The following is a 26,857-nucleotide window of genomic DNA, read 5'->3' on the forward strand; positions in this document are numbered from 1 at the left end:
TACGGTATGTGATATATCACACAAGTCAAGCGTATTCGTTGCGGCTCTGCAGCAAACACTTTCCGCAACCTGCGCCGGCATGGCCGATGCTGCGGCGCAACTATTGCGCGCGCCGCATCAACGGCTGTGCCGCTGGTACCGGGAATCCTTGGAAATCAAGCAGTTGCCTTGAGTCGGCGCATCAATCCACGCGCCGGTGGCAGCCATCAGCATGCCGGGGATTAGGGAGCGAGGAAACCGGGAAAGCGACCGGTTGGGGAAAGTCCCTAGTTTGATACATTTAAACAACGTGACTTCCGCTTGGCATGGAGGGGCCGGCATGCCACGTGCTGGCTCTGCCAAGAACAGGGAGGATGAAGGAAGGCAAGCGCCTGGGCGGAAGGCTTGGCGGAACGTGGGGCGGGACGCCAGGGGCGGATCGGCGGCAGCATAGCGCGCAAGACAGCGCACCGAGGGGGGAGAGATGGAGAGATGGCGGCCGCGGGTCTTCAAGCCAGGCTTGAGACGGACAAGCTCTACAACAACAAGGGATGCCGGCCGCTACATCCTTGCCAGACGCGCTCAAGGCGGTGCCATGCGCACACGCACGGACAGCGCCCGGCGCTGCGCCGATCAGGCGTATGCCAGTTCGCCGGCAGCGGGCACGACGCGCGCCTGGCGTGCGCGGCCCACTCCGTCGCTTTCCTGGCTCGATCCCAGTCCTGCAAAGCGGCCATGTTCCTGCGCGGTCACCAGCACGTCCATCGGCAGGCGGGTGGCCAGCATGATGGTCATGGCGGCACCGCCGGCAAGCGCGGCCAGGCCCAGGACGAAGAGCAATGCGACTTCCATTTGAAAACTCCAGTTGCGTTGTGGTCAGGAGTTTTCATTATATGCTGCGCCGCACTATGTGTAAATATCCTGTATGTAATATATCAGTAGAGGTTCGACTCCAATACAACAGTCGGCGGTTGTTAACTGTCGCGCGCCATCAGACGGTGGTGGTGTCCCGGCGCGAGGCAGCCGGGTCTTCATACTCCAGGCCGCGCAACGCGTCCCAGATAGCAGCGGCATTGGGCTTCAGCGACCGGCTCTTGCGCCGCACCAGCATGACGGTCGACGTCACCTGCGGCCGCAATGGCCGCATCACGGCGGCCGGGTTCAGGCCGCCCGCCTGCGCGCGCGACGGCACTACGCCGATGCCCAGCCCCAGCGCCACCATGCCGAACACCGCGGCGAAGTGCCCGAGCAGCTGCAGCGAACTGGTCCGTACGTGATAGCTGCTGAGCGCTTTCTCCACCGCTGGCTGCACGCCGCACTGCTGGTCCAGCGTCAGCACGCTGGCATCGCTGAGCTCGCCCCACCCTACCGTGTCGCCAGCGGCCAGCGGGTGCTGCGCCGGCAGCACGGCGTGATAGGGGTCGATGCACAGCGGCTCGCAGTACAGGTCATCGGCGGCCTGCGGATCGGTGGCGATGCCGAAGTCGACCTCGCCGCTGCGCACGCTCTGCAGCACCGATTCCTGCGAGCGGTCCTTCAGGTGGATCGCGATCGCGGGCCACGCCTGCCGGCAGCCCGCCAGCCACGACGGCAGAGACATCGAGCTGAGCACCGGGTCCGACGCGATCTGCACCAGGCCCTGGCACGGACGGCTCGCGCTCTGGCTGTCGCGCAGCGTCTGCTCCACCTCCTCGATCAGGTGGCAGATGCGCTGCGACAGGCGCAGGCCGGCTTCAGTCAGTTCCACCTGGCGCGTGGTGCGGTCGAACAGGCGCTGGTCGATTTCTTCTTCCAGCTCGCGCACGCTGCGGCTTACCGCGGACTGCGTCAGGCCGAGCTCGGCGGCCGCGCGCGTAAAGCTCTTGTGCCGCGCCACCGCGGCGAAGGCCTTCAGCTGGGGCAGCGAGATGTTCATGGCCGCCCTCCCTGACCCGCGGCGGCCTGGCACAGGCGCAACCCGTGGTCGGGCGCGGCGGGATGTCGCGGTGCGGACACCGATGCATGCGGTCCGGTCATGGCAGTCTCCTTGATGGGGGCGTGGCTGTGTGCAGCCATCGATGTGACGGGTAGGGATTTTGAGATCGGCGCCTGACATGGAAGGCATGCAAATCCGGGATTGATGCTACTTGAATCTAAGATCAGGACTGCATAAAGTTTTTTATCGTTTGTATTGATGACCGTTTATATATTGCACGGAACGATTGAATGAGGAACGCCACGCTGCGGCAACTGAAGGTCTTTGAAACCGTCGCCCGCCATATGAGCTTTTCACGGGCTGCCGAGGAGCTGCACCTGACGCAGCCGGCCGTGTCGACCCAGGTCCGGCAGCTGGAGCACCATGTCGGCCTGCCGCTGTTCGAGCAGCTCGGCAAGAAGATCTACCTGACCCCGGCCGGGCACGAGATGCTGCACTACAGCCGCAGCATCATCCAGCAGTTCCGCGAGGCCGAGGACGCCATGTCGCAACTCAAGGGCATCTCCGGCGGACGCCTGAACGTAGCGGTGATCAGCGCCGGCGACTATTTCTTTCCGCGGCTGCTGGCGGAATTCATGGAGCGCCATGAAGGCGTGACGCTGAACCTTGCAGTGCACAATCGCGAGGAATTGCTGCACCAGCTGGCCGGCAACCTGACCGACCTGGCGGTGATGGTGCGTCCGCCGGAAGGCATGGACACCATCAACGAAGCCTTCGCGCCCCACCCTTACGTCATCGTTGCGGCACCCAGCCATCCGCTGGTCGGCAAGCGCAACATCCCGCTTTCGGCATTGGCCGACGAGGCCTTCGTTTCGCGCGAAAAGGGGTCTGATACGTGGAATTCGATGCAGGAAGGCTTTGCCGGGCGGCTTTCCAACCTGCGCATCGCAATGGAGATCAAGAGCACGGAGACCATCAAGCAGGCGGTGATTGCCAACATGGGCATCGCATTCCTGTCGGCACACACGGTCGGGCTCGAATTGCAGGCGGGGAAGCTGGCCGTGCTCGATATCGAGGGCTTTCCGGTGATGCTCAACTGGTACGTCGTGCATCGCAAGAACAAACGGCTGCCGCCGGTGGCGCTGGCATTCAAGCAGTTCCTGATGGAGGAAGGCGCCGGACTGATCCAGCGGATCACGGGTGTGGAAGGACTGATTCGCCTGGAAGCCTAGCCTTGGCAATCCATAAATGATTGATTATGGTTTGACGGCGAAACTTTAATTATCGTAAATCGTTCGCCGTCCCTATGCTTGTCTCAACCCCACCGCTACAGCGCATCGAGGAGACAAGCCATGAACCAGGTCCAGACTGACAGCCGCCCCGCAGCCATCACGGTCGGCACCGACAACCAGCCCATCCCACGCGAGACGCAGCTCGCGGCCTATAACGCCGCCTTTATCGAACTGGGCCTGCGTTTCCGCTGGGACGCCGACATGTACGAATGGCTGTGCGGCATCGAGTGCGAAAAGGCCCGTGTCGCCCGCTATATCGAAGAGCACCACGCCCACCTGCTCGCCGCCTATGATGCGGCCTTCCTCAGCGGGCTGATCTTCGAGAAGAAGAACGAGTACCTGCGCGCGGTCGGCCATCTGAACTGAGCGGTCCGATCGGTTACAGGCGAGGCGCAGTGGCGGCCTCGCCTTTTTAATTCCGGCGCGTACTGCCTGTCCGACACGGCATGAAACTAGCTTGCCATGACAGTGTCGCCGCGCCTGCGGCGCTTCCGCAGCAGCCGGCGCGGGCATGCGCCGCGCCCCTGCCACCACATGGAACCCGCTCGCCACCAATGCCGCACAGACATGCCGGCCGATGAAGCCGCCCGCGCCGGGCAGTACCATCCGACGGATGCGTCGACCATCCTGCGCCGCGCCGCGATTTCCGGGACCTGCGCCAGCGTGGTCTCCACCGGCATGCTCGCCCGTGGCGGCACCATTGATTGCGGCAGCGCGTTCGCGGCGGTCAATGCGGTCAGCCACTGGATCTGGGGCGAACGCGCCATGCATGCCAACCGGCCTTCGGTCCGGCATACCATGCTGGGCTACGTCATCCATCATGCGATGTCGGTGTTCTGGGCCGTGTTCTATGAAACCGCGGTGGCACGGCATCATGCACGCGGCGCCGCGGGCACCCTGGCGCTTGGCGGCCTTGGCGTGGCAGCCCTGGCCTGCCTGGTGGACCTGAAGTGTACGCCGCACCGCCTGACGCCCGGCTTCGAGCGGCGCCTGTCGCCGCGCATGCTGGCGCTGGTCTACCTGGCTTTCGGGCTGGCCCTGCCGCTGGGGTCGCTGCTGGTGCGGCACGCGGCGCGCAAGCAGTGAACCTGCAGCGCGCGCAAGGTTCATTGCGCCATGCCCGTGCGGGGCAGCCTGCAAGGAGCCGGGCACCGATTGCAGAACTTACGCGGTGCTCGGCGTCCGAAGCCATCCTCGGCGCGGCGCACCGCTGGGCAACCAGCAGTTCCTGAAAGGCTGGAAGAAGAGAACCAGCGGCGGCCGGCAAGCCGGCCACCCGGGGCGCAGCGATATCAGGCCTGTTCCTTGACCTGGCTCTCCAGTTCGACCAGCCGCTTCTTCAGCGCACGCTCTTCCTGGAAGCGCACGGTCTCGTCGCGAATCACGGCGACGATACCGGTGATGGCGCCCGCGTCATCCTTGAGCAGCGCCACGGTAAAGGCGATCGACAGGCCCTTGCCGTCCTTGTCGACCGCGGGCACCTTGAGCAGGTCATGGCCGTAGCGCGTGATGCCGGTGGCCATGGTCTTGTCATAGCCCTCCCAATGGCGCCCGCGCAGCCGTTCCGGAATGATCAGGTCGAGCGACTGGCCCATGGCCTCGGCCTGGGTGTAGCCGAACATGCGCTCGGCGGCGGGATTCCACAGCGTGATGGCGCCCTTGGCGTCGGAGATGATGATGGCGTCGCCGATGGCGGACACCAGTTGCGCGTAGTCGATGGGTTCTGGCATGGAGATTCCCTTTCTGTCGGTCATTGCCGGTTGGGGTATGTTGCCACCAAGGTAGCGCGGCACGGGTCCACGCTGCAAGCAAAAACGCCGGGGCGGCGCAACTGGCGCGGCCCCGGCGTACGCCCCGGCACATGTGCCGGGCAGGCGGCGTCAGATCACCTGGGACTCGCGCAGGCGCTTGATGTCGTCCGCGCCGTAGCCCAGGCCGGCCAGTACTTCCTCGCTATGCTCGCCCAGCAGCGGCGAACCCGTGATTTCCGGCTTGAGGTCGGAGAACTTGATCGGGCTGCCCACCGTCAGGTAAGAACCGCGCTCCTTGTGCGGCACCTCGGTGATGCTGCCGCTGGCGCGCAGCGACGGATCGGCGGCGATCTCCTTCATCGACAGCACCGGCGAGCACGGGATGTCATGCTTGCGCAGGATGTCCACCGCTTCGTACTTGGTCTTGTCGGCAAGCCATTCCTCGATGGTGTTGAAGATATCGAAGATATGCGGCTGGCGTGCCTTGGCGGTGGCGTAGTTGGGATCGTCGATCCATTCCGGCTTGCCCAGCGCCTTGCAGATCGGCTCCCAGGCATGGCCCTGGATGGTGAAGTAGATGTAGGCGTTGGGATCGGTCTCCCAGCCCTTGCACTTCAGCACCCAGCCCGGCTGGCCGCCGCCGCCCGCGTTGCCGCCGCGCGGCACCACGTCGCTGAAGCTGCCATGCGGGTACTGCGGATACTCTTCCAGGAAGCCCAGGCGGTCCAGGCGCTGCTGGTCGCGCAGCTTGACGCGGCACAGGTTCAGCACGGCGTCCTGCATCGACACGGCCACCTTCTGGCCTTTGCCGGTCTTGTCGCGGCCGATCAGCGCGGTCAGGATGCCGATGGCGAGGTGCATGCCGGTGTTGGAGTCGCCCAGCGCCGCGGCGGACACCGTCGGCGGGCCATCCCAGAAGCCCGTGGTCGACGCCGCGCCGCCCGCGCACTGCGCCACGTTCTCATAGACCTTCAGGTCTTCGTAGTGGTGGCCGTCGCTGAAGCCCTTGACCGAAGCCACGATCATCTTCGGATTCAGCTCGTTGATGCGTTCCCACGAGAAGCCCATGCGGTCCAGCGCGCCCGGCCCGAAGTTCTCGACCAGCACGTCCGATTCGCGGATCAGCTGCTCCAGGATCTTCTTGCCTTCCGGCTTCTTGGTGTCCAGCGTGAGCGAACGCTTGTTGCTGTTGAGCATGGTGAAGTACAGCGCGTCGACATCCGGGATGTCGCGCAGCTGCGTGCGCGTCACGTCGCCGGAACCGGGGCGCTCGACCTTGATCACGTCGGCGCCGAACCATGCCAGCAGCTGCGTGCACGCGGGGCCGGCCTGGACGTGCGTGAAGTCGATGATCTTGATGCCGTTGAGTGGGAGGTTCACTTTCGTTCTCCTATTGGATCAGAGGGGTGAAGTTCGGGTGAAATTCGGGCGAATTACTTCTTGGCCGAGCTTTGCGGATTCAGGTTGGTCAGGCGGCCGCTTTCGGTGCCGGCAGCCGGGTCGATGACGGCATTGACCAGCGTGGGCTTGCCCGACCGCAGGGCTTCGTTCACCGCGGCTTCGAGTTCCGCCGGCGTGGTGACGTTGTGACCGACGCCGCCGAACGCTTCCATCATCTTGTCGTAGCGCGCTCCCGGGACGAACGTCGTGACCGCCGGATCCTTGCCGCCGGTCGGATTCACGTCGATGCCCTTGTAGACGCCGTTGTTGTTGAAAATGACGATGCAGACCGGCAGGTTGTAACGGCAGATCGTCTCGACTTCCATGCCCGAGAAACCGAATGCACTGTCACCGCACAGCGCCAGCACCGGCTTGCTGGTCTCGACCGCCGCGGCGACCGCGTAGCCCATGCCCACGCCCATCACGCCCCAGGTACCCACGTCCAGGCGCTTGCGCGGCTCGTACATGTCGATCACGGCACGGGCGTAGTCCAGCGTGTTGGCGCCTTCGTTGACAAACGAGATGCCCGGATTGGCCTTGACGACCTCCTTCAGCACGCCCAGCGCGCCGTGGAAGTTCATCGGCGACGCATCCCTGGCCTTGGCCAGGGTCTCGGCCATCTTCGCCAGGTTCGTGTCCCTGCGGTCGGCCACCGCGTTCAGCCAGTCGGCGCCCGGCTTGGCAAAGTCGTTGCCGACCTTGTCGAGGATTGCCGACACGCACGATCCGATGTCACCCACTACCGGCGCGGCGATGGCGACGTTGCTGTCCATCTCGGTCGCCGCGATGTCGATCTGGATGAATTGCTTCGGCTTGCCCCAGGTCTTGCCCTTGCCGTGCGACAGCAGCCAGTTCAGCCGTGCGCCGACCAGCAGTACCACGTCGGCTTCAGCCAGCACATACGAGCGCGCGGCCGAGGCCGATTGCGGGTGCGTATCGGGCAGCAGGCCCTTGGCCATCGACATCGGCAGGTACGGAATGCCCGTCTTCTCGACCAGCGTGCGGATATCCGCCTCGGCGCGTGCATAAGCGGCACCCTTGCCCAGCAGGATCAGCGGGCGCCTGGCGCCCTTCAGCAGCGCGACGGCACGGTCGACCGAGTCCGGTGCGGGCAGTTGGCGCGGGGCCGGATCCACCACCTTGATCAACGACTTGCGGCCCTTCTCGGCCTCCATCGACTGGCCCAGCAGCTTGGCCGGCAGGTCCAGGTACACGCCGCCCGGACGGCCCGACACGGCGGCACGAATCGCACGCGCGATACCGACACCAATGTCTTCAGCGTGCAGCACGCGGAAGGCAGCCTTGGCGTGCGGACGGGCGATGGCCAGCTGGTCCATCTCTTCGTAGTCACCCTGCTGCAAATCGACGATCTCGCGCTCGCTCGAGCCGCTGATCAGGATCATCGGGAAGCAGTTGGTGGTCGCATGCGCCAGCGCCGTCAGCCCGTTCAGGAAACCGGGCGCAGACACGGTCAGGCAAACGCCCGGCTTTTGCGTGAGAAAGCCGGCAATCGCTGCGGCGTTGCCTGCGTTCTGCTCGTGACGGAAGCTGATGACGCGCATGCCGTTGGCCTGCGCCAGACGCGCCAGATCGGTGACCGGAATGCCGGGCAGGCCGTAGATGTTTTCGATGCCGTTCAGCTTGAGCGCGTCGATGACCAGATGAAAACCATCGGTTTGTGCCTGATGCTCTTCCGCGGTGTGACGCTGCAGCTCGTTTCCGACTTCTGCCATGGTTGCTTCCTTCTATGCAAATTGACTGGGTTGGAATTCTTCTGTTTCAGGCTTCCGCGGTGGTGCTCTGGGCCCGCTTCGCTACGACTTCGGACATGCTTGGTCTCCTCGTTGGACTCGTGTTCGTGGTGCGCAGGGGCTGCCCCCTTTGCTTCAACCTCTGCCGGTTCATTCGACCGGTCTGATGACATACGGTATGTGATATATCAGAGAACGGCAAGCTATTTTCCTACTCTGCGACGAACTTTCGTCAGTGCACTGCAGCAAACTACCGTCTATCTACGGTCAAATCGGCGCAACTCCTTAATCCGTGCCTTTCATTCCCCCTTGGCACAGATGCAGGAGTCCATTCGCAACGCTAGTTGCACTTTGAATCCCGGCTCAAGATATATCACATACCAATTTTTGAGGCACTTTGATGCGATCTGAAATGCCTTGCAAGGTCCTCAACTGGTCCAAGACCTGGCGCCTGGCGTTGCGGCACATGAATCCGTGGATTGATGCTAACTGAAGCTTAAATAGCCTTGGCTTAAAGTTTTTTATCGTATCTATTCATGACCATTTATATGTCGCGGAACTGGCATGAATTGGGGTGTGGGACGCCGTAGCGCCCCCCCTGTGGCATCCCGCCCCCCATGGAAAACCCCTACGCCGGCGTTTCCTCCAGCTGCCGCAGCAATGCATCGACACTGCCCTTGGCATCGCCAAACCACATCCGCGTGTTGTCCTTGTAGAACAGCGGGTTGTCGACTCCCGCGTAGCCCGCCGCCATGCTGCGCTTGGACACCACCACGGTCCTGGCCTTCCACACCTCCAGCACCGGCATGCCGGCAATCGGACTGGCGGGGTCTTCCAGCGCACCTGGGTTGACGATGTCGTTGGCGCCGACCACCAGCACCACGTCGGCCTTCTCGAAGTCGTCGTTGATCTCCTCCATTTCCAGCACGATGTCGTACGGCACCCTCGCCTCGGCAAGCAGCACGTTCATGTGCCCCGGCAAGCGTCCAGCCACCGGGTGGATGCCGAAGCGGACATTGACCCCCTGCGCGCGCAGCCGCCGCGCGATCTCGCTGATGGTGCCCTGGGCCTGCGCCACCGCCATGCCATAGCCCGGCACGATGATGACCTCGTTGGCATCCTTGAGCAGGCTGCTGACTTCCTCGCTCGACACCGGCAGCACCTCGCCCTGCTCGGCCGCCGCACCCTGCGCCTGCACCGCGCCGAAGCCGCCCAGGATCACTGACAGGAACTTGCGGTTCATTGCCTTGCACATGATGTAGCTGAGAATGGCGCCGCTCGACCCCACCAGCGCGCCGGTGATGATCAGCAGGTCGTTGCCCAGCATGAAGCCGGTCGCCGCGGCCGCCCAGCCGGAGTAGCTGTTCAGCATCGACACCACCACCGGCATGTCGGCGCCGCCGATTGCCAGCACCAGGTGGGCGCCGACCAGCAGCGCGATCACCGTCATCGCGGCCAGCGGCACCAGCCCCAACTGCGGGTCGGGCGCGCTGAGGAAGGCATAGCCCAGCCACACGCACACCACCAGCGCGCCGGCGTTGAGCACGTGGCGCCCCGGCAGCAGCATCGGCTTGCCGCCCATGGTGCCCTGCAGCTTGAGGAAGGCGATGATCGACCCGGTGAAGGTGACCGCGCCGATCAGGATGCCAAGGTAGGTCTCGACCTCATGGATCACCTTCTCCGCGCCCGCCAGCGTGGTCGGCTCCAGATAGTTGGCGTAGCCGACCAGCACCGCGGCCAGGCCGACGAAGCTGTGCAGCACCGCCACCAGCTGCGGCATCTGCGTCATCTCCACGCGCCTGGCCAGCACCGCGCCGGCGATGCCGCCCACCAGCATCGCGCCGATGATGATGGGAACGCCGTCGGGCGTTCCGGCCAGCACGGTGGTCACCACCGCGATCACCATGCCGGCGATGCCGAACAGGTTGCCGCGCCTGGCGGTGGCGGGATGGCTCAGCCCGCTCAGGCTGAGGATGAACAGCGCGCTGGCGCCAAGGTAAGCGATATTGCTGATTCCGGAAGGCATGGCTCGGTCTCCTTAGCCCTTTTGTACTTCGGCCTTGTGTTCAGTCGCGCTGGAACATCTTCAGCATGCGCTGCGTGACCAGGAAGCCGCCGGCGATGTTGATGGTCGCAACCAGCACCGCGCAACCCGCGATCACCGCAGTCAGCAGCGACGGCTTGCCCAGCTGCACCAGCGCCCCCACCACGATGATCCCGCTGATGGCATTGGTCACGCTCATCAGCGGCGTGTGCAGCGCGGCGGTGACGTTCCACACCACCTGGTAGCCGACGAAGATCGCCAGCACGAACACGGTGAAGTGCGCCATGAACGCAGGCGGCGCCACCGCCCCGAGGGCGAGCAGGGCAATTGCCGCAAGCGCCAGCGCGGCCAGCGTCACGCCGGTGCGGTTGCGCGGCGGGGCCGCGACCGCCTCCACCGGCGCCGCGGCCGGCGCCTGCTGCTGCGGTATCGCCACCGTCAGCGGCGGCGGCGGCCAGGTCACCGCGCCCTGGTGCTGCACCGTGGCGCCGCGGATCATCTCGTCGTCCATGTTGACCACGAGCTGGCCATCCTTGCCCGGCGTCAGCTCGGTCAGCAGGTGGCGGATATTGGTGGCGTAGAGCTGGCTCGACTGCGCCGCCATGCGGCTGGGCAGGTCGGTATAGCCAATGATGGTCACGCCATCGCGGCGCACGCTTTCGCCAGGCACGGTCAGCACGCAGTTGCCGCCCTGCTCGGCGGCAAGGTCCACCACCACGCTGCCAGAGCGCATGAGCCCGACGGTCCCGGCTTCCAGCAGCTTCGGCGCCGGCTTGCCCGGGATCAGCGCGGTGGTGATGATGATGTCCACCTCGCGCGCCTGCTCGGCGAAGAGGCGCATTTCCGCCTCGATGAAGGCGGGACTCATCTCCTTGGCATAGCCGCCGCTGCCGCTGCCGTCCTCTTCGATCTCGACGGTCAGGAACTCGGCGCCCAGGCTCTCGATCTGCTGGCGCACCACCGGCCGTGTATCGAAGGCGCGCACCACCGCGCCCAGGCTGCGCGCAGCGCTGATCGCCGCCAGCCCCGCCACGCCCGCGCCGATCACCAGCACGCGCGCCGGCGGGATCTTGCCCGCGGCGGTGATCTGGCCGGCAAAGGGCCGGCCGAAGGCATGCGCGGCTTCGATCACCGCGCGGTAGCCCGCCATGTTGGCCATGGAGCTGAGCGCATCCAGCTTCTGCGCGCGCGAGATGCGCGGCACGCAGTCCATCGCCAGCACCGTCGCGCCGCGCTGCGCCAGCCGCTCCAGCATCGGCATCTGCTGCGCCGGCCAGACAAAGCCGATCAGCGTGGCATGCTTCTTCAGCAGCGCCGCCTCTTCCACGCCCAGGCTGGGGTGGACCTGCGGCGGGCGCACCTTGACCACCACGTCGACCGAAGCCCACAGGCTCGCCGCATCGACGATGGCGGCGCCGGCGGCGCGGTAGTCATCGTCGGAGAACGACGCCTCCTGGCCCGCGCCGGTCTCTACCGCGACCTGGTAGCCGAGCTTGAGCAGTTCCTTGACCGAGTCCGGGGTGGCGGCAACGCGCCGCTCGCCCGGGTGGACCTCGCGGGGCACACCGATCGTCATTGGCATGGCATTCACCGTATCGAGTTGGGTTGGGTCGGCATGAGTCGCGCTCAGCCGCGCACGTGGTTGACCAGCGAGCCGATGCCCGCGATCGACACCTCCACCACGGCGCCGTCCTTCATCGACCCCACGCCCAGCGAGGTGCCGACGGCAATCACGTCACCGGGCATCAGCGTCAGATCCTGCGAAATACGGCTGACCTGCTCTTCCGGCGAGAAGATCATGTCCGACAGCGGGTAGTTCTGCCGCTCCACGCCGTCGAGCCGTGTCACCACGCTGGCGCCGCGCCAGTCAAAGCCGGTGACGATGGCCGGGCCGATGCAGCCGAAGGTGTCGAAGCCCTTGGCACGCGTCCATTGCGGGAAATTGGGATCGGCGGTGATCAGCTCGGCCGCGGTCACGTCGTTGACGATGGTGTAGCCGAAGATATGGGCGCCAGCCTCCGCTACCGACACATTGCGTGCCTTCTTGCCGATGACGATGCCGAGCTCGCCCTCGTAGACGATCTTGCCGTCGTAGCTCTTGGGGCGCTGCACGGCGTCGTTGGGGCCGGCCAGCGACGATGCCGGCTTGATCAGGAACAGCGGGTGCGTCGGCACCGGCTTCTCCAGCTTGCGCGCGAGCGCGTGGAAGTTGTTCCACAGCGCCACCACCTTGCCGGGCTCGCAGGGCGCGACCAGCGCCAGCGCGGCGCGCTCATGCACGGCGCCCGTGGGCTCGGGATGGTTGAAGCCGTCGCGGTCGTATTCGACCACGCGATTCTGGTCAGGGCCATCGAGGCGGCCATGGCCGATGCTGCCGTCGGCGCGGCGAAAGCGTATCCAGGTTTGCACGGCAATGCTCCTTGCGCAGGCAAAGGCGGGCCTGCCTGCGTCAATGTCAGTTGCAGGATGTCAGGAAGGAAAAGCGTGGAAGGCAGTGGAACGTTGGCGCGTCGTTCCCGCCTTCGCGGGAACGACGACAGTACGCGCAGTACAGCGCCCTAGCGCATGCTAAGGCTCGCTAACGCACCGTAACGCACCACCACAACGCACCACAACGCGCCGTTGCGCGCGCCTCATACCGCCCCGGCCAGCTTCATCGCCGAGATCTGCGCTGGCGTGCGGCCCAGCCATTCGAGGATCTCGTCGGTATGCTCGCCCAGCAGCGGCGAGCGCTCCACCTGCACCGGCGATGCCGACATCGTGATCGGGCAGCCCAGCTGCACGTAGTTGCCGCGCTGCGGATGCTCCAGCTCGACCAGGTAGCCGCGCTGGTACAGCGACTGGTCCTCGATCAGGTCTTTCATCGACAGGATCGGGCCGCACGGCACATCCACCTCGTTGAGCGCGGCCATCACATCGAACTTGCTGACCTTGCTGGTCCATTTCTCGATCACGGCAAAGCAATCGGCGAGGTGCTTGAGGCGCGCTTCCGGCGTGGCGTAGTCCGGGTTGGTGATCAGGTCCTCGCGGCCGCACAGGCGCATCAGCGGCTCCCAGCCCTGGGGCTGGATGATGACGTAGACGTAGTCGTTGGGGCCGCCCGGCGCGCAGCGCAGCGCAGCGCCTGGCTGGCCGCCACCAGAGGCATTGCCTGCGCGCGGCACGTGGTCGCCGAACTCCTGGTTGGGATATTCGCGCAGCGGGCCGTTGTCCAGGCGCTGCTGGTCGCGCAGCTTGACGCGGCACAGATTCAGTACCGCATCCTGCATCGCCACCTCCACGCGCTGGCCGCGGCCGGTGTGCTCGCGGTGCAGCAGCGCGGCCAGGATGCCGACCACGCAATGGATGCCAGTGCCCGAGTCGCCGATCTGCGCGCCGGTCACGGTCGGCACGCCTTCGGCATCGCCGGTGGTCGAGGCGGAGCCGCCCATGCACTGCGCCACGTTCTCGTACGCCTTGCAGTCGGCATACGGCCCCGGGCCGAAGCCCTTGATCGAGGCATAGACCAGCCGCGGGTTCAGGTCCTGCAGGTGCTCCCAGTCGAAGCCGGCGCGCGCGAGCACGCCGGGCCCGAAGTTCTCGATCAGCACGTCACAGCGCTGTACCAGGTCTTCGAGCAGCGCCTTGCCTTCAGGCGTCTTCATGTTCAGCGTCAGGCTGCGCTTGTTGGAGTTGAGCATGGTGAAGTACAGGCTGTCGGCGTTGGGCACGTCGCGCAGCTGGCTGCGGGTAATGTCGCCGCGGCCGGGCATCTCCACCTTGATCACGTCCGCACCCAGCCACGCCATCAACTGCGTGGCCGAGGGGCCTGCCTGGACGTGGGTCATGTCCAGGATGCGAACACCTTGCAGTGCCTTGGTTTCCATTGCGAAAGTCTCCTTTTAACCGCTGATTTTGTCGCTCCTGATGACATACGGTATGTGATATATCAGAAGAGAGCAAGTGGAGTTTGGCAAGTGCAACAGAAATATCGACGATGCGGCGCAGCATATGCGGAGAAAGAGACACTTGATACAGAGGATGTCGCAGTCACCAGCGCTTGATTCTCACATTGATATATCACATACCATCTGGCGAAATGCATCGACGCCGGCACGTAACAAAAACGGCGGACCGAAGTCCGCCGTTTTGCCCTGCAATGCTCACCTCAGTCGAGGAAATCGCAGTGCTTCTCCACGTAGTCCGCCAGGTCCAGCGAGTGCTGACGCACCAGCCGCTCGGCCAGTTCGGTATCGCGCTTCTCCAGCGCTTCGATGATGCGCAGGTGATCCACGATCGACCTTGCCGCGCGGTCGCTCTGCGAGATCGTCATCTTCCGGATCGCGCGCACATGGATAAAGATATTGCGGATCGTGTCCATGATGATCTGCGACCTGGACAACTGCACGATCGCCTGGTGGAACGCGATATTGGCGTCGGAATACTCCTCGATATGTTCCGCCGGCGTGGAATCGCGGAAGCTGTCGAACATGCGGCGCAGCTGGGCGATTTCCTGGTCGGTGGCATTCTGCGTGGCAAGGCGCGCCGCCATGCTCTCCAGCGCCGCCCACATCTGGATCATCTCTACGATCTCGCGCTTGGTCTTGCGCATGATGTAGATGCCGCGGCGCGGCACGGTGCGCAGGAAGCCTTCCTGCTCCAGCAGCGTCATGGCTTCGCGGATCGGCGTGCGGCTGACGCCCATGGCTTCGCTCAGCACCCTTTCGTCGAGTCGGATTTCGTCGTGCGACTGGTAGATATCGGCGTCGGCGATGGCCTGCCGCAGCATGGCATAGGCCTGGTCGCGCAGGCTGGCGCCCGCGTTGATCGGTTGCACGGACAAGGTCAGCCCGTTGGGCTGGACAATGGATTGTGGTTGCGCAGACATGGAATAGGCTCGTGTGAGACCGGTGGCGCGGCGGCCGGAATGGCTGCCCGCCACATTTCCGCACAGCTTAGCAAAACGCTCGACTCATTACGAAAATGCATCAAGCAATACGTCGCGGTCATGCATCGGCACCGTCAGCGTGCGCGGTCTATCGTATATGGTATATCACAATCGTCTTGCCATTTCTTGCCCAAAAGCGGGGCAGGCGCAACATTGAGGCGGCCCTCTCGCGGCGGGAGGGCCAAAACCCTTGCCCTCTCCCGCCCGCCATCCACTCCCGCCGGCGGCTACGCGGCGAGCTTGGCCATCGAGTCACGCTGCTTGATCAAACCCAGCACGGCGTCACACATCGGCGTCGGTTGCCCGACCAACCGGCCCATTTCCTGCACCACCGTGAGCAGCGGGTCGATTTCCATGGCGCGCCCCGCCTCCAGGTCCTGCAACATTGAAGTCTTGTGCGCTCCCACCGCTCCCGCGCCGTCGATGCGCCGCTCGACGTCGACGCGGAACTTGACCCCGAAGCGCTCGGCAATGCCCTGCGCCTCCACCATCATCTGGCGCGATAGTGCGCGCGTGGCAGGATCCGAGGTAATGACGTCGAGCGTGGCATGGGTCAGCGCGCTGATCGGGTTAAAGCAAAGGTTGCCCCACAGCTTCAGCCAGATTTCGTCGCGGATGTTGTCGCGCACCGGCGCCTCCAGGTCAGCCGCCATCATCAGCTCGCTGAGCCGGGTCACGCGGGTTGAACGGCTGCCATCCGGCTCGCCCAGCGGAAATTTCTTGCCATACACATGCTTGATCACGCCGGGCGCGACGATTTCGGCAGCAGGATAGACCACGCAGCCGATTGCGCGCTCCGGCCCGAAGCCACGCCATTGCCGGCCGCCCGGGTCGACGCTTTCCAGCGTCGACCCCGCCAGCTCGCCGCCGTGCTTGTGGAAATACCAGTAAGGAATGCCATTGACGCCGGTCACGATCGCGGTCTCCGGACCCAGCAGCGGCTGGATCAGGTCTACCACGCCCGGCACCGAATGCGCCTTCAGCGTAATGAAGACGTAGTCCTGCGGCCCCAGCTCGCGCGGATCGCTGGTGCAACGCACCCGCGCCGCACGCTCCTCGCCGTCGATCAGCAGCCGGACCCCGTGTTCCTGCATCGCCGCCAGGTGCGGGCCGCGCGCGACGAAGCTGACATCGGCTCCCGCGCGTGCCAGCTGCGCCCCGACATAGCCGCCGATGGCACCTGCGCCGTAGATACACACTTTCATTTGCTGTCTCCTTGATGGCTCGATTGGATCTTTTGATATATCACATACTATATTCCACTAAGACGCAAAACAACCTTTATCTTTGCGGACACATTCAGGCAAGCGGCGCTGCGCTAACATGAAGCTTCGTGCGCCTGGAACGATGCCCGGGCGCCGGTTGCTTACTGACACCGGAGCCCACTGATGGAATCGTCGCTGGCATTGCTGCAGGACCCCGCCGCCTGGGCGGCGCTCGCCACGCTGGTGGCCATGGAAATCGTGCTGGGGATCGATAACCTCATCTTCATTTCGATCCTGACCAACAAGCTGCCCGCAGAGATGCGCGAGAAGGCGCGCAAGGTCGGCATCACCCTGGCGCTGCTGATGCGTCTCGGCCTGCTGGCCACCATCGCCATCATCGTCAAGCTGACCGAGCCGGTCTTCACAATCCTTGGCCAGGGGCTGTCGTGGCGCGACATGATCCTCATCGCCGGCGGCGCCTTCCTGGTGTGGAAGGCGACCCGCGAGATCCATCACCACGTCACCGCGGGCGAGGAAGGCGAAGACAATGGCACCGGCAAGGTGGCGCACAGCTTTGCCGCCGCGATCGGCCAGATCCTGGTGCTCGACCTGGTGTTTTCGATCGACAGCATCATCACGGCGGTCGGCATGACCGAGCATGTCCAGATCATGTTCGTCGCGGTGATCGCCGCGGTGATGGCGATGCTGTTCGCCGCCACGCCGCTGGCCAACTTCATCAACCGCAACCCGACCATCGTGATGCTGGCGCTGGCCTTCCTGATGATGATCGGCATGACGCTGATCGCCGAAGGGCTCGGCACTCATGTGCCGAAGGGCTATATCTATACGGCGATGGCGTTCTCGGCCGCGGTGGAAGGGCTGAACATGCTGGCGCGGCAGCGGCGCCACGCGCGTCGCACGCGCGGCGAGGCGCATTGAGCGCAGCGGCGGCAGAATGTGACACATGTGCCGCCGCGGGCTGTAACAGACGGTGTCCGAACTTTTCCCGGGAAACGCCGTCTCTTAGAGTTCTGCTCAACCCATGGACAAGGAAAGGACGCTTTCGCCACATGATGAACCGCCGAACCCTGCTGGTCTCCGCCACCGCCTCCGCCGCCCTGGCCGCGCTGGGCATTACCCCATCGGTGCTGGCAGCCAGCCGGATCAAGCTTGGCGAAGCCCGGCCCTTCGGCTTCGACGCCCTGATCGAGCGCGCGCGCGCGCTCGCTGCCAAGCCCTATGTGCCCCCGCCCTCGCCGCCTGCCGACGTGCTGTCGCGCATCGACTACGATGCCCATGGCAAGATCCGGTTCCGCACCGACGATGCACTGTTTGCCAAGGGTCCGGGCCAGTTCCCGGTCACCTTCTTCCACCTCGGGACCTACTTCCGCACCCCGGTGCGCATGCATGTGATCGAGCGCGGCAAGGACGGCGCCGGCCGCGCCCGCGAGATCGTCTATGACGATGCCTATTTCGACATGCCCGCCGACAGCCCCGCGCATAAGTTGCCGCCGGGCAGCGGCTTCGCCGGCTTCCGTTTCCAGGAAAGCCGCCTCGGCGACCAGAAGACGCGCGACTGGCGCAAGAACGACTGGGTCGCCTTCCTGGGCGCCTCCTACTTCCGCGCCATCGGCGACCTGTACCAGTACGGGCTGTCGGCGCGCGGCATCGCCATCGACGTGGCCGAAGCCGGAAAGCCCGAGGAATTCCCGGCGTTCACCCATTTCTGGTTCGAGACCCCGGAAGGCAACGGCGATACCGTCACGGTCTACGCCCTGCTAGACGGCCCCAGCATCTCTGGCGCCTACCGCTTCGTGATGCAGCGCGCCAAGGCCGTGATCATGGATGTGGAATGCGCGCTGTTCCTGCGCAAGGACGTGGCGCGGCTGGGACTGGCACCGCTGACCTCGATGTACTGGTTCTCGGAAAGCATCAAGGGAATCGCCGACTGGCGTCCGGAAGTCCATGACTCCGACGGCCTGGCCATCTGGAACGGCGCCGGCGAGCATATCTGGCGCCCGCTCAACAACCCGCCCCAGACCACGGCATCGGCATTCTCCGACGACAACCCCAAGGGGTTCGGCCTGCTGCAGCGCGACCGCCTGTTCGACCACTACCAGGACGGCGTCAACTACGAACGGCGCCCGAGCCTGTGGGTCGAGCCGCGCGACGGCTGGGGCGCCGGTGCCGTGCAACTGGTCGAGCTGCGCACCGACGACGAGATCCACGACAACATCGTCGCCATGTGGGTCCCCAAGGCTCCCGCCAAGGCCGGCGCCACCTACCGCCTGCGCTATCGCCTGCACTGGCAGGCCGACGAACCGAACCCGTCGCCGCTGGCGCGCTGCGTGGCCACGCGCCTGGGCAACGGCGGCCAGCCCGGGCAGCCGCGGCCCAAGGGAGTGCGCAAGTTCATGGTCGAGTTCAAGGGCGCGCCGCTGGAAAAACTGCCGTTCGGCGTCAAGCCCGAAGCGGTGCTGACCGCTTCGCGCGGCACCTTCTCCTATGTCTTCACCGAAGCCGTGCCCAACAACGTGCCCGGCCACTGGCGCGCCCAGTTCGACCTGGCCACCGACGGCAAGGGGCCGGTCGACATCCGCCTGTTCCTGCGCCTGGACGGCAAGCCGCTGTCCGAGACGTGGCTGTACCAGTACCACCCTCCGCAGGCATAACCCTGCCCCGGGCGCAGCCGGCAGCCGGCGCCGCTTTGCAGGATATTGCGACGCCGTGATGTCAGGCGCGCTTGAGCGGGTATGATGGCTGGCTACGACAGTCAAACCGCACCAGTCAGCCTCACATGATTTCTCAAGAGTTTGCCGGTGCCGCCGACGGCGGCCAGGCTGCATCGCTCCCGCGCTCGGAGCGCGCCTACCAGCAACTGCGCGCCGCCATCCAGGCGGGTCAGCTATCTCCCGGCACCCGGCTGCGCGAAGTGGAACTGGCGGAATCGCTGGGGTTGTCGCGCACGCCGGTGCGCGAAGCGCTGTCGCGGCTGGAGTCGGAAGGCCTGGTGGTCAACGAGCCCAACCGGGGCATGATGGTGACCCAGCTCGACGCCAGCATGGTCAGCGAGCTGTATGTGATGCGCGAGGTGCTGGAAGGCACCGCCGCGGCCCTGGCCGCGCGCCATGCCACCGATGTGGAGATTTCGCTGCTGCGCGATATCGTCGAGCGCGACCTGGCGTTCGCCGACGATCCCGACCGCCTGGCGCAGAACAACCGGCTGTTCCACGAAACCCTCCACCGCTGCGCCCACAACCGCTACCTGCTGAAAAACCTGCGGTCGCTGCACGAATCAATGGCGTTGCTGGGACGCACCACGCTGGCGGTGCCCGGACGCGCGCGCAGCTCCTATGAAGAGCACACCGCCCTGGTCGAAGCGCTGGAAAAACGTGATCCGGCGCAGGCCGAGCAGATCGCGCGGCGCCATATCCAGCAGGCCTACAAGGTGAGGCTGTCGCTATGGATCCAGGAGCAGTCCGGCAGCTAAGCCTCCGGGCCAGGGCGCTCAGGCAGCCGCCTGCGCCCGCGCCGTACGCAGCGTGCCGACGCTCAGCACAGCCAGGGCAAGCAGGATCAACACCACCGCGTATAGCGTCTGCGGTGCGATCTGCTCCCCGCCCAGCCACGCACCCATCGCCAGCGCCACCGGCGGATTGACGTAGACATAGCTCGTCGACAGCGTCTGGCTGACCGTCGCCACCAGGTACATATAGGCGGAGAACGCCACCAGCGAACCCGCCACCACCAGGTAGACCCAGGCCCAGCCGGCCTGCTCGCTGATCGACGACAGCGACGCCGGCCACGGCTCCTGCCGCAGCGCCGACAGCACCATCAGCACCACCCCGCCGATCAGCATCTCCATGGCGAAGGCCGCCCCGCCCTGTGGCAGCTCGAGGCGCCGCACCAGCTGCGAGCCGAACGACCAGCTCGCCACCGCCAGCATCAGCGCCACCACGCCACCCGTGCTGACGCGGAATTCGGCCCCGGCGGTCAGCACCAGGATGCCCGCGCTGCCGATTGTAATCGCCACATATTCATACCACTTTGGCCGCTGGCCGAAGCAGGCTGCCCAGATCAGCGCAAAGATCGGCATCGAGCCGATCATGACCGTGGTCGCGCCCGACGAGATGGTCTGCTCGGCAATCGCGGTCAATCCCATGCCGCCTACCAGCAGGAACAGCGCCGGCACCGCACAGTTGCGCAGCAGCCGCCACTGCGGCATGGGCGTGCCGCGCCACGCCAGCCAGGCGGTCAACAGCAGGCCCGCGCAGAGAAAGCGCGTACCTGTCATGAACAGCGGCGGAAAGCTCTCCAGCGTAAAGCGGATCGCCAGATAGGTCGTGCCCCAGACCACGTAAGTGATCAGCAGGCAAATGAGGACAAGCGGCGGCATGGTCGCGGAAGGTTCTGCGAAGGCATCCAAGATAGCCTCCGGCGTCGCCGCGACAAAACGAAAAGGTCTGGCAAGCCTTGTCAAAGTTGCTCACAAGGCATATCGACCTGCACGTGACCCGCCGATGGGGCAAACGAGCAGGCAAAACAAAACCGGCCGCGTCTTGCCCGTGGCGGGCGCGCGTCTGGCCGGTTCTACAACGCAGCCACCAAGGGCCGCAGGTACTGCAATACCGCTGGTAACTGCTTAGCCGTTGGCGTAGACCACCTTGGCCTTGCGGGCTTGCGACTGCAGGCGGGCGATGACTTCCTGCACTGCGGCGATGGCGCGCTTGGCGTCTTGCACGAAGCCCAGGCTTTGCTTGCCCAGCTCATGCTCGATGAGGTCACGTTCCAGTTGATCGGTCAGCTTGATATCGGATTGGGTGTTCATGGCTTCCTTCCTTTCAGGGGTTACCCTTATGGGGTTTTCCCGAATTGTAGCAAAGGAATTGTCGCGTTGCAGCATTAGGTGATAGTACGTATGCGGGAAAGCAACGGTACAAATGGGAAGTTAGGCAATTCATGGCTGAAATGCCGCGTTATGATTTCAGGAAAGAAATGCCGCATTACGCTTATCGGTCACTTTCTCTATAAGATGTTATGAACCAGTCTCAAATGTGCACGATTCGCTTGCAAGGTCCGTGGAGACATCGCCCCCAAAAACTAGAGGGTTTCCTCTAGTTTTGCGCGGCGTACTTGGCCGCGGGACACCATCGCTGGCCAAGGCAAGTCGGGCACACGGCTTAAAGCGCTACCGCTGTCAGAGTCGGGCCGCTGATCAAATGGATGACCGAGGGTGCCCTCGCCGCTGAGGGTCAGTGAGCCGGCGCGTTCAGGCGCGCGCTGATGCGCCACTCCGTCCCGCTTGGCTTGCCACCCCGTCATACCGGCCCCTCTCGCCCAACACACACAGCAGGCTACGTAGCACTTTTCTCATTTCGAATATCTGCCAACCATCTATCCCTGCGGTCCGTAGGATCGCATTCGCTGTAAAATCCTCACGCTGGCAGCTCAGGGTCTCGATGGCGGCGAGCAGGCGCACCCTCTTCAATTCGACGGAACGTTCCAATTCAGCGGCCATGTGATTTCGGTAGGCCGTGACAATCTGGGCCCACAGTTGCGGACAACGCCGTGCAAGAAATCGGCGATTGACGCCCAACTTGCGGCACACTGCTGCGCCTGATTCGACGCAGATGTCCAGCGCGCGGTATTTTTCGGCTAGGCGCTCGAGCTTCCCCTCCAACAGGTCGTCGCTTCGCCAAGCGGGTTCAACACGATCCGGCAAGGAAAAGGAATGCAACGGGGTACTTGACGGCAACGGCTCCCCCCGAAATAGGCTCAGGAGGCTCACCTCGCAGTGGGCGGCCACCGCCAGCAGCACGGAGAGACTCGGCCGGCCGCGCGCGCCCACGACCAATGCTGCGCTCGAACAGTGCAAACGCCGCGCGAGTGCGGTCCGGGAGCGGAATCGACCGATGCAGCCGGCCAGGCCAGCCTCCAGTCGCTCGCGAGATAGCTGGCCGCCACCCGAGACATAAGCCACCAAGTCACCCACCTCGCGTGCGACCCAAATTTCTGTACGGTCCGCCTTAATGGGTATATGCGCCCCGCAAGCCATCCCGATACTGCCGCATTGGCGACAAACGCCGTATAGCTGCGGTCGCTGGCTCGGCGCGAGCCGCACCGTGGGATCGCTGCACACCTCATTCACCAGGCGCACGTCATGGAGGGGACATGCCTTGACCGCCTGGAACTCCCAGAGGGCCTGCCCATACCAACCGAGCCGGGGCTCCGCGAAGCACGTCGGGCAATAGCGTCGCTTCAATTGCGCAAGCCCGCTATGCCCAACCAATGCGGCCAGTCCTTGCAAACTCCCGTGTCGGATGGCTTCGACCCCCGTCAATTCCACCAGCGCATCCGTCAGGCAGCGCAGCACCACACTATCGGCTGACAAGCCCATGCCGTCCTGGATCTGATAGCAAACATGCGTGCCCATCCCCAAGTCTCTGAGGCGGGGAACGACGTAGGCGCGGTACAGCGTGGACGGTGCGACGCGGTGCAAGTATGCCAAGCGATAAAAATAACTGCATAGCGATTCGCTAAACAACGTGCCTGACCCAATCCATGGCACGGCGTACAGCACACTACATTTGCCGTCTTTCATGCTAGCCTCACTCACATCTATTGCGTAGGGAATTCCGCCGGCTCTCCGAGGCAGTCGAATTTCGCCATCTCGGTCTCATTTTTTTCGAACGCTGCCACCAGGCTGGCACGCTGGAGTGCAGGAAGATAGCTCCGTTTCAAGAACCCATTGTCCCACTCGCCCCCATTGTCGTTTTGCTTCACCAGACAACTGGCCATGATTTGCTTGAGCAAGCCCATGTTGCCGAGGCTATGCCACAATAACTCCGGACAATAGTGGTCCACATCCATGCAATCCGGCCACGGCCAATGGGCCTTGATCTTAGACAGTATCGACAGATACTGCGCCAGGACCATGTCTTGTCTATGCTTGCGCTCCCCTGCCAACTTCAATTCCGCCATCGCGTGATCGTAACGTGGAAAGAAAATCGTTCGCCCGCGTCGCACATATTGCTCATAGGATCTGGCGCGCTCCGTCACATTGAAGTCCCCCACCACAATCAACTTTGGGCAATCGTCTCGCGCCAAGGATTTGAGCATATCCATCATCGGTTCCATCTCGTGGAATCTCAATAGGTGCAGGACCTCGTCAATGGCGAGCGCGAGATGTTGCCGACACTGAAACATGCTCTTGATTGACTCGAACAACACCCTCGCCGTCGGGCCGCGACTATTGCGCTCGAGTAACAGCCGACCGCTCTTGACGATCATCCCAACTTTCTTGTCAATCAACGGTTCATATCCTGCACGCAGTATCAAGGTATAAAAGGCCTTGAGCATCATCCTCTGCTCACCAATGGCCGGCGCCTCGACATAAATGATTCCGCCCGGCTTACGGTAATCCTTTTGAGCCACCACGCCCGGCAGTATTTCCTCCAACAACCAGGACTTTCCCACGCCGGACACGCCCGCCAACACGATGATTGGCACGCCATTGTGCGGACATAGATAGTGAGTCATGCTGTCCATGACATTGATCAGCAGCGGATGTGACAGGCTCAGGTATTTGAATTTTTTTACTTTATCGTAATTCGATAACGTATATCGTTCATGCGGGGCCAGTTCGACCAACGGCCGGCACTCGACTTCCTGATCGGTTTCCTTAACGCCCCCCTTCCTGCCTTCCATCACGCCATCCCCTTGATTAACTTCAGGTCGACGGACCGCAGTGCCAGGTGCTCCTCGGCCTGCGCGGGCCATGCCACTATGGGCTTGCCCTTCGGCTTGGGCGCCGTTGGCCCAGTGGAGGCAGTTGGAGCACGTGCGGTTGGGGCAGCCGAGGTATCGTGCGCCCCGCAGGCATCCTGGCCGGCATCCTCCACCGCATCGGGAGCGCGCTGCGCGTCCGACAGGATGTTCGGCATTGCCACGTCCAAAGCTTCGGGGCGCTGCACGGTATGCGAAGGCCAGTCGATCCGCGCTGCCATGGCCAGTGCGCTGTATAGGCGAAGCATCTCTTGCTGTTGCCACGTGATGCAGGGATCGAAATGACGAGCCTCGAGCGACATCACATCGCGCTCTTCGTGATACTCGAATCGGGAACGTTGCGCCGCCGCTCCCGCCTCTTTTCGCATTTGCCGCAGGGCTTGTTCCACCTGGAAGCGCGTGCGGTTCGGCACGGGACTCAGGTCGCGTGCAATGGCCACGAGGATCTGATTGTTGTATTCCACATAGACCACGTCGGCATTGAACGGCTCAACCCTCACCAAAGCGGTTTCGTGTTGTTTGGCATCGGCAAACGCGTCATGCCAGTACCATCGGTAGTCGACCCACACCCCCCGACGTTGGTCAACGACATGCTTAGGATGCGATGCAAAGGGTGACGTGAGGATCAGCAAATGTTCGTCAAACTTAACCCGACGAAATGGTTGCGCCCCGCACTCACGCTCAAGGTTTTGCTCGAAGGCTTTCGGAGTCATCCCGAGTACCGGATGTACGTCTTTGGCGTCCTTGATCGTAAAAAAATACGCTTCGTATCGACGATAAAGACTCCATAGCGTTTCCTCCGCCACCTCTTTCGGTGAGGGATACCCGTTGTAGGCGCGCGCCTCTTTCAGATGAGACGTGCATCCGGCCAAAAGCCGATCCACCTCCCACTCGCGCGATCGATTGCGCGTCTCAATCGGCGCGCCTTGACGCGGGTTTTGCTTGGCGCGCTTGCAGATCGTGATGCCATGCAACTTGGCGAACCGCTTGACTGCAGCAGCTCGCAAGTTGATTCCACCGTCCACAATGACTCTTTGCGGTACCTGCCCCCAGCGCCGGACGTAGTCACGCAGTACCATCAATACACATTCTGCAGATGCGCTGCCGTAGGATAAGTACAGCGCGCGCGCGCGTTTGGTGCAGGCATCCTGCGCCAGCGTGATTAGGGGTCGTCCAAGTCGGACGCCAGTCGTCGGTGCGACAGTTTCCGCATCTGCCGGTGTGTGATCAATGTGAACACACTGGTGCGGCAAGAGTCCGTGGGGCGACAGACCAGGATCTAGACTTGTCGCAATTGGTTTCATGGCCAGCGCCGCCCGCGCCCCATGTTTCCGCGTGAGATCCCGATGATCGTGCACGCGGCACAGGAAGGTGGGATAGCTCATCGGCACCCGGTGCAGCCGCAACGCTACCCCCTTGTATCGCACGTAACAACCACGCGCTGTGACATTGGGCGACCGGTGATAGACGCGGCGGATCATTTTCATGGCGAGAAGTTCGGCCTCTTCAGGCAAGCGAGGGGATCGATTCCCACGCTTTCGGACGTCCCCTGCCAGCCGGATGGCAGCTTCCATGTCCGTATCGCTCGACGCGACGATGGCACGGTATCGTGCCATCTGTCGTTTGGAACGGATCTCGCGACCCTCACGGACGGCGCTCAGCCTTTCGATCCCTTGGTCCAGCAACGTCGGCGGCAGCAACGCCAGTTGCTCGCGAAGGGCCGGTTGAATCGAGCCATCCGCCGCGGCGATCGCGGGCGGCAAACAAGCATGTGCGACCACTTCAAGTGGCAACACCCTCACCGTGTCACCCGGCCCCCGCAGCCGAACCGACTCGCCATCAATACAGTCGACCCAATGGCTTTCGCCATTAAACTGGATGAGCGCGCCAGGAATGACGTTGCCGCGCCGCGGAAGCGGCAAGCTATCCCGAACGGTGTCGGCAACACTGCAAATTGCCATCGCCACAGGATCTCGAAAAACCCGGAAAGTGTCGTCACCATCCAGGCGGCAATGCACGAGGTCGCACCAGAGAATGCGCTGTGCAATGGCTAGCCGAATCGTATCGGCATCGAATTGATAGAGTTCTCGCAGTTGCCTCAGCGTCAGCACGACCTCCCGTTCTATCACGCCGCGAATCTGGCGCTTGAGATCCCCCTCCATCGCCGCCAGGCCAGCGTATCGCTGCAAATCCCGCATGTTGCCGACCAGAACGAGCGGAATCTCAACGAGACTGTGCATCTCATATCTGAACCCCAGCGCCTCATATTTTGATTCACCGGGCCGCCAGTGCCAGTGATACGGGGACTCACTGTCCTTGTAGTAGTTCGTTGAATTCTGGCTTTGCCGAAACAGGAATCCTTCGTCCTTCCAGTCCTGCACCACAATGCCGTCCTTCTTTACGAGCAAGAGCTGGGGACGATGGAGCAAGCGCATCGCTCCGTTGGGGCGAGCATCCGATCGCACAGCAATCTCGATTTCCCAGGGCTGGAAATAAAACTCCCGCACAGTCACGTCCAGTTCGAGCAGCTCGGCCAACGGAGCGCCTACTTTGCGGCCCGGAACCGCCACGGTCCCCTGCATCTTCTCGCTGTTCACGTACTCGATGCACCCGGTGATCGACCGCGCCAGCCCCGAAGCATCGCGCTCCCGAACAGCCGCGAGCAATGTACGCCCTGGTGCAGGGATCGCCCGATTGGACAGCAACAGGCTTAGCGCATCCGCATCCAGCATGGCTTGCTCCTGCATCTGGTGAGGCGTACCCGTCCG

The 26,857-nt window shown here is 63.7% G+C and carries 22 protein-coding genes; 6 read left to right on the top strand and 16 right to left on the bottom strand.

Translation table 11 applies throughout. The annotated features are described in order from the left end of the window. Positions 1-612 precede the first annotated feature (612 nt). Together K309_RS0113890 and K309_RS0113895 are read right to left on the bottom strand one after the other, a co-directional pair. The gene (locus K309_RS0113890) at positions 613-831 is read right to left on the bottom strand and encodes a hypothetical protein (RefSeq protein ID WP_029046991.1); all 219 of its coding nucleotides are present in this window, start codon (positions 829-831) and stop codon (positions 613-615) included. 139 nt (positions 832-970) lie between these two features. Continuing rightward, the gene (locus K309_RS0113895) at positions 971-1,894 is read right to left on the bottom strand and encodes a LysR family transcriptional regulator (protein ID WP_029046992.1); all 924 of its coding nucleotides are present in this window, start codon (positions 1,892-1,894) and stop codon (positions 971-973) included. 290 nt (positions 1,895-2,184) lie between these two features. Here K309_RS0113895 and K309_RS0113900 point away from each other — a divergent pair, with 290 nt between their 5' ends. The 3 genes from K309_RS0113900 (at position 2,185) to K309_RS0113910 (ending at position 4,272) form a co-directional block, all read left to right on the top strand. Beyond that, complete coding sequence (locus K309_RS0113900) at positions 2,185-3,126, top strand: LysR family transcriptional regulator (RefSeq protein ID WP_029046993.1); 942 nt, start codon at positions 2,185-2,187, stop codon at positions 3,124-3,126. Positions 3,127-3,246: 120 nt separating this feature from the next. After that, positions 3,247-3,552 (top strand): HAD family hydrolase, encoded by a 306-nt coding sequence (locus K309_RS0113905; RefSeq protein ID WP_029046994.1) that lies wholly within the window; start codon positions 3,247-3,249, stop codon positions 3,550-3,552. Positions 3,553-3,648: 96 nt separating this feature from the next. Continuing rightward, on the top strand, positions 3,649-4,272 hold the full coding sequence (locus tag K309_RS0113910) for a hypothetical protein (protein ID WP_232232378.1): 624 nt from the start codon (positions 3,649-3,651) through the stop codon (positions 4,270-4,272). Between the two features lie 206 nt (positions 4,273-4,478). On the opposite strand, the gene K309_RS0113915 is transcribed toward K309_RS0113910, so the two are convergent. The 9 genes from K309_RS0113915 to K309_RS0113960 form a co-directional block, all read right to left on the bottom strand. After that, positions 4,479-4,916, bottom strand: coding sequence for a PAS domain-containing protein (locus K309_RS0113915; protein WP_029046996.1), 438 nt, complete (start codon positions 4,914-4,916; stop codon positions 4,479-4,481). A gap of 150 nt (positions 4,917-5,066) precedes the next feature. After that, positions 5,067-6,317, bottom strand: a complete 1,251-nt coding sequence (gene frc / locus K309_RS0113920; RefSeq protein ID WP_029046997.1) for a formyl-CoA transferase — start codon at positions 6,315-6,317, stop codon at positions 5,067-5,069. Positions 6,318-6,370: 53 nt separating this feature from the next. Continuing rightward, positions 6,371-8,110, bottom strand: a complete 1,740-nt coding sequence (gene oxc, locus K309_RS0113925; protein ID WP_029046998.1) for an oxalyl-CoA decarboxylase — start codon at positions 8,108-8,110, stop codon at positions 6,371-6,373. Positions 8,111-8,756: 646 nt separating this feature from the next. Next, positions 8,757-10,154 (bottom strand): Re/Si-specific NAD(P)(+) transhydrogenase subunit beta, encoded by a 1,398-nt coding sequence (pntB, locus tag K309_RS0113935; RefSeq protein ID WP_029046999.1) that lies wholly within the window; start codon positions 10,152-10,154, stop codon positions 8,757-8,759. Between the two features lie 40 nt (positions 10,155-10,194). Next, positions 10,195-11,754 (bottom strand): Re/Si-specific NAD(P)(+) transhydrogenase subunit alpha, encoded by a 1,560-nt coding sequence (locus K309_RS0113940; protein ID WP_029047000.1) that lies wholly within the window; start codon positions 11,752-11,754, stop codon positions 10,195-10,197. Positions 11,755-11,798: 44 nt separating this feature from the next. Then, positions 11,799-12,581 (bottom strand): fumarylacetoacetate hydrolase family protein, encoded by a 783-nt coding sequence (locus tag K309_RS0113945; protein WP_029047001.1) that lies wholly within the window; start codon positions 12,579-12,581, stop codon positions 11,799-11,801. Between the two features lie 224 nt (positions 12,582-12,805). Continuing rightward, positions 12,806-14,038 carry a formyl-CoA transferase gene (frc, locus tag K309_RS0113950; protein ID WP_029047002.1) on the bottom strand — a complete coding sequence of 411 codons (1,233 nt, stop codon included), beginning with the start codon at positions 14,036-14,038 and terminating at the stop codon, positions 12,806-12,808. Positions 14,039-14,319: 281 nt separating this feature from the next. Then, positions 14,320-15,039, bottom strand: a complete 720-nt coding sequence (locus K309_RS0113955) for a GntR family transcriptional regulator (protein ID WP_029047003.1) — start codon at positions 15,037-15,039, stop codon at positions 14,320-14,322. A gap of 287 nt (positions 15,040-15,326) precedes the next feature. Further along, the gene (locus tag K309_RS0113960) at positions 15,327-16,304 is read right to left on the bottom strand and encodes a 2-dehydropantoate 2-reductase (protein ID WP_029047004.1); all 978 of its coding nucleotides are present in this window, start codon (positions 16,302-16,304) and stop codon (positions 15,327-15,329) included. Positions 16,305-16,487: 183 nt separating this feature from the next. Here K309_RS0113960 and K309_RS0113965 point away from each other — a divergent pair, with 183 nt between their 5' ends. The 3 genes from K309_RS0113965 to K309_RS0113975 all read left to right on the top strand — a co-directional run bounded on the left by K309_RS0113965 (position 16,488) and on the right by K309_RS0113975 (position 19,794). Next, positions 16,488-17,243, top strand: coding sequence for a TerC family protein (locus K309_RS0113965; RefSeq protein WP_029047005.1), 756 nt, complete (start codon positions 16,488-16,490; stop codon positions 17,241-17,243). 131 nt (positions 17,244-17,374) lie between these two features. After that, the gene (locus K309_RS0113970; RefSeq protein ID WP_029047006.1) at positions 17,375-18,976 is read left to right on the top strand and encodes an OpgD/OpgG family glucan biosynthesis protein; all 1,602 of its coding nucleotides are present in this window, start codon (positions 17,375-17,377) and stop codon (positions 18,974-18,976) included. 125 nt (positions 18,977-19,101) lie between these two features. After that, positions 19,102-19,794 carry a GntR family transcriptional regulator gene (locus K309_RS0113975; protein ID WP_029047007.1) on the top strand — a complete coding sequence of 231 codons (693 nt, stop codon included), beginning with the start codon at positions 19,102-19,104 and terminating at the stop codon, positions 19,792-19,794. Positions 19,795-19,812: 18 nt separating this feature from the next. Here the strand turns inward: K309_RS0113975 and K309_RS0113980 are convergent, their stop codons facing one another. The 5 genes from K309_RS0113980 to K309_RS0114000 form a co-directional block, all read right to left on the bottom strand. Beyond that, the gene (locus K309_RS0113980) at positions 19,813-20,700 is read right to left on the bottom strand and encodes an EamA family transporter (protein ID WP_029047008.1); all 888 of its coding nucleotides are present in this window, start codon (positions 20,698-20,700) and stop codon (positions 19,813-19,815) included. 246 nt (positions 20,701-20,946) lie between these two features. Continuing rightward, the gene (locus K309_RS0113985) at positions 20,947-21,132 is read right to left on the bottom strand and encodes a hypothetical protein (RefSeq protein WP_029047009.1); all 186 of its coding nucleotides are present in this window, start codon (positions 21,130-21,132) and stop codon (positions 20,947-20,949) included. Positions 21,133-21,573: 441 nt separating this feature from the next. Next, positions 21,574-22,905 (bottom strand): TniQ family protein, encoded by a 1,332-nt coding sequence (locus tag K309_RS0113990; protein ID WP_029047010.1) that lies wholly within the window; start codon positions 22,903-22,905, stop codon positions 21,574-21,576. A gap of 17 nt (positions 22,906-22,922) precedes the next feature. After that, positions 22,923-24,011, bottom strand: coding sequence for a P-loop NTPase family protein (locus K309_RS0113995; protein WP_029047011.1), 1,089 nt, complete (start codon positions 24,009-24,011; stop codon positions 22,923-22,925). Then, the gene (locus K309_RS0114000; protein WP_029047012.1) at positions 24,011-26,821 is read right to left on the bottom strand and encodes a TnsB C-terminal domain-containing protein; all 2,811 of its coding nucleotides are present in this window, start codon (positions 26,819-26,821) and stop codon (positions 24,011-24,013) included. The genes K309_RS0113995 and K309_RS0114000 overlap by 1 nt, the downstream gene beginning before the upstream one ends. Positions 26,822-26,857: the final 36 nt, after the last annotated feature.

The organism is Cupriavidus phytohabitans (assembly GCF_000426345.1).
In the GTDB taxonomy this organism is placed as follows: domain Bacteria; phylum Pseudomonadota; class Gammaproteobacteria; order Burkholderiales; family Burkholderiaceae; genus Cupriavidus.

What these genes read in the sequence shown, in the direction of transcription:
- K309_RS0113890 (WP_029046991.1), bottom strand. Translation starts at nt 831, where the DNA reads ATGGAAGTCGCATTGCTCTTCGTCCTGGGCCTGGCCGCGCTTGCCGGC.
- K309_RS0113895 (WP_029046992.1), bottom strand. Translation starts at nt 1,894, where the DNA reads ATGAACATCTCGCTGCCCCAGCTGAAGGCCTTCGCCGCGGTGGCGCGG.
- K309_RS0113900 (WP_029046993.1), top strand. Translation starts at nt 2,185, where the DNA reads ATGAGGAACGCCACGCTGCGGCAACTGAAGGTCTTTGAAACCGTCGCC.
- K309_RS0113905 (WP_029046994.1), top strand. Translation starts at nt 3,247, where the DNA reads ATGAACCAGGTCCAGACTGACAGCCGCCCCGCAGCCATCACGGTCGGC.
- K309_RS0113910 (WP_232232378.1), top strand. Translation starts at nt 3,649, where the DNA reads ATGACAGTGTCGCCGCGCCTGCGGCGCTTCCGCAGCAGCCGGCGCGGG.
- K309_RS0113915 (WP_029046996.1), bottom strand. Translation starts at nt 4,916, where the DNA reads ATGCCAGAACCCATCGACTACGCGCAACTGGTGTCCGCCATCGGCGAC.
- oxc (WP_029046998.1), bottom strand. Translation starts at nt 8,110, where the DNA reads ATGGCAGAAGTCGGAAACGAGCTGCAGCGTCACACCGCGGAAGAGCAT.
- pntB (WP_029046999.1), bottom strand. Translation starts at nt 10,154, where the DNA reads ATGCCTTCCGGAATCAGCAATATCGCTTACCTTGGCGCCAGCGCGCTG.
- K309_RS0113940 (WP_029047000.1), bottom strand. Translation starts at nt 11,754, where the DNA reads ATGCCAATGACGATCGGTGTGCCCCGCGAGGTCCACCCGGGCGAGCGG.
- frc (WP_029047002.1), bottom strand. Translation starts at nt 14,038, where the DNA reads ATGGAAACCAAGGCACTGCAAGGTGTTCGCATCCTGGACATGACCCAC.
- K309_RS0113955 (WP_029047003.1), bottom strand. Translation starts at nt 15,039, where the DNA reads ATGTCTGCGCAACCACAATCCATTGTCCAGCCCAACGGGCTGACCTTG.
- K309_RS0113960 (WP_029047004.1), bottom strand. Translation starts at nt 16,304, where the DNA reads ATGAAAGTGTGTATCTACGGCGCAGGTGCCATCGGCGGCTATGTCGGG.
- K309_RS0113965 (WP_029047005.1), top strand. Translation starts at nt 16,488, where the DNA reads ATGGAATCGTCGCTGGCATTGCTGCAGGACCCCGCCGCCTGGGCGGCG.
- K309_RS0113970 (WP_029047006.1), top strand. Translation starts at nt 17,375, where the DNA reads ATGATGAACCGCCGAACCCTGCTGGTCTCCGCCACCGCCTCCGCCGCC.
- K309_RS0113975 (WP_029047007.1), top strand. Translation starts at nt 19,102, where the DNA reads ATGATTTCTCAAGAGTTTGCCGGTGCCGCCGACGGCGGCCAGGCTGCA.
- K309_RS0113980 (WP_029047008.1), bottom strand. Translation starts at nt 20,700, where the DNA reads ATGCCGCCGCTTGTCCTCATTTGCCTGCTGATCACTTACGTGGTCTGG.
- K309_RS0113985 (WP_029047009.1), bottom strand. Translation starts at nt 21,132, where the DNA reads ATGAACACCCAATCCGATATCAAGCTGACCGATCAACTGGAACGTGAC.
- K309_RS0113990 (WP_029047010.1), bottom strand. Translation starts at nt 22,905, where the DNA reads ATGAAAGACGGCAAATGTAGTGTGCTGTACGCCGTGCCATGGATTGGG.
- K309_RS0113995 (WP_029047011.1), bottom strand. Translation starts at nt 24,011, where the DNA reads ATGGAAGGCAGGAAGGGGGGCGTTAAGGAAACCGATCAGGAAGTCGAG.
- K309_RS0114000 (WP_029047012.1), bottom strand. Translation starts at nt 26,821, where the DNA reads ATGCTGGATGCGGATGCGCTAAGCCTGTTGCTGTCCAATCGGGCGATC.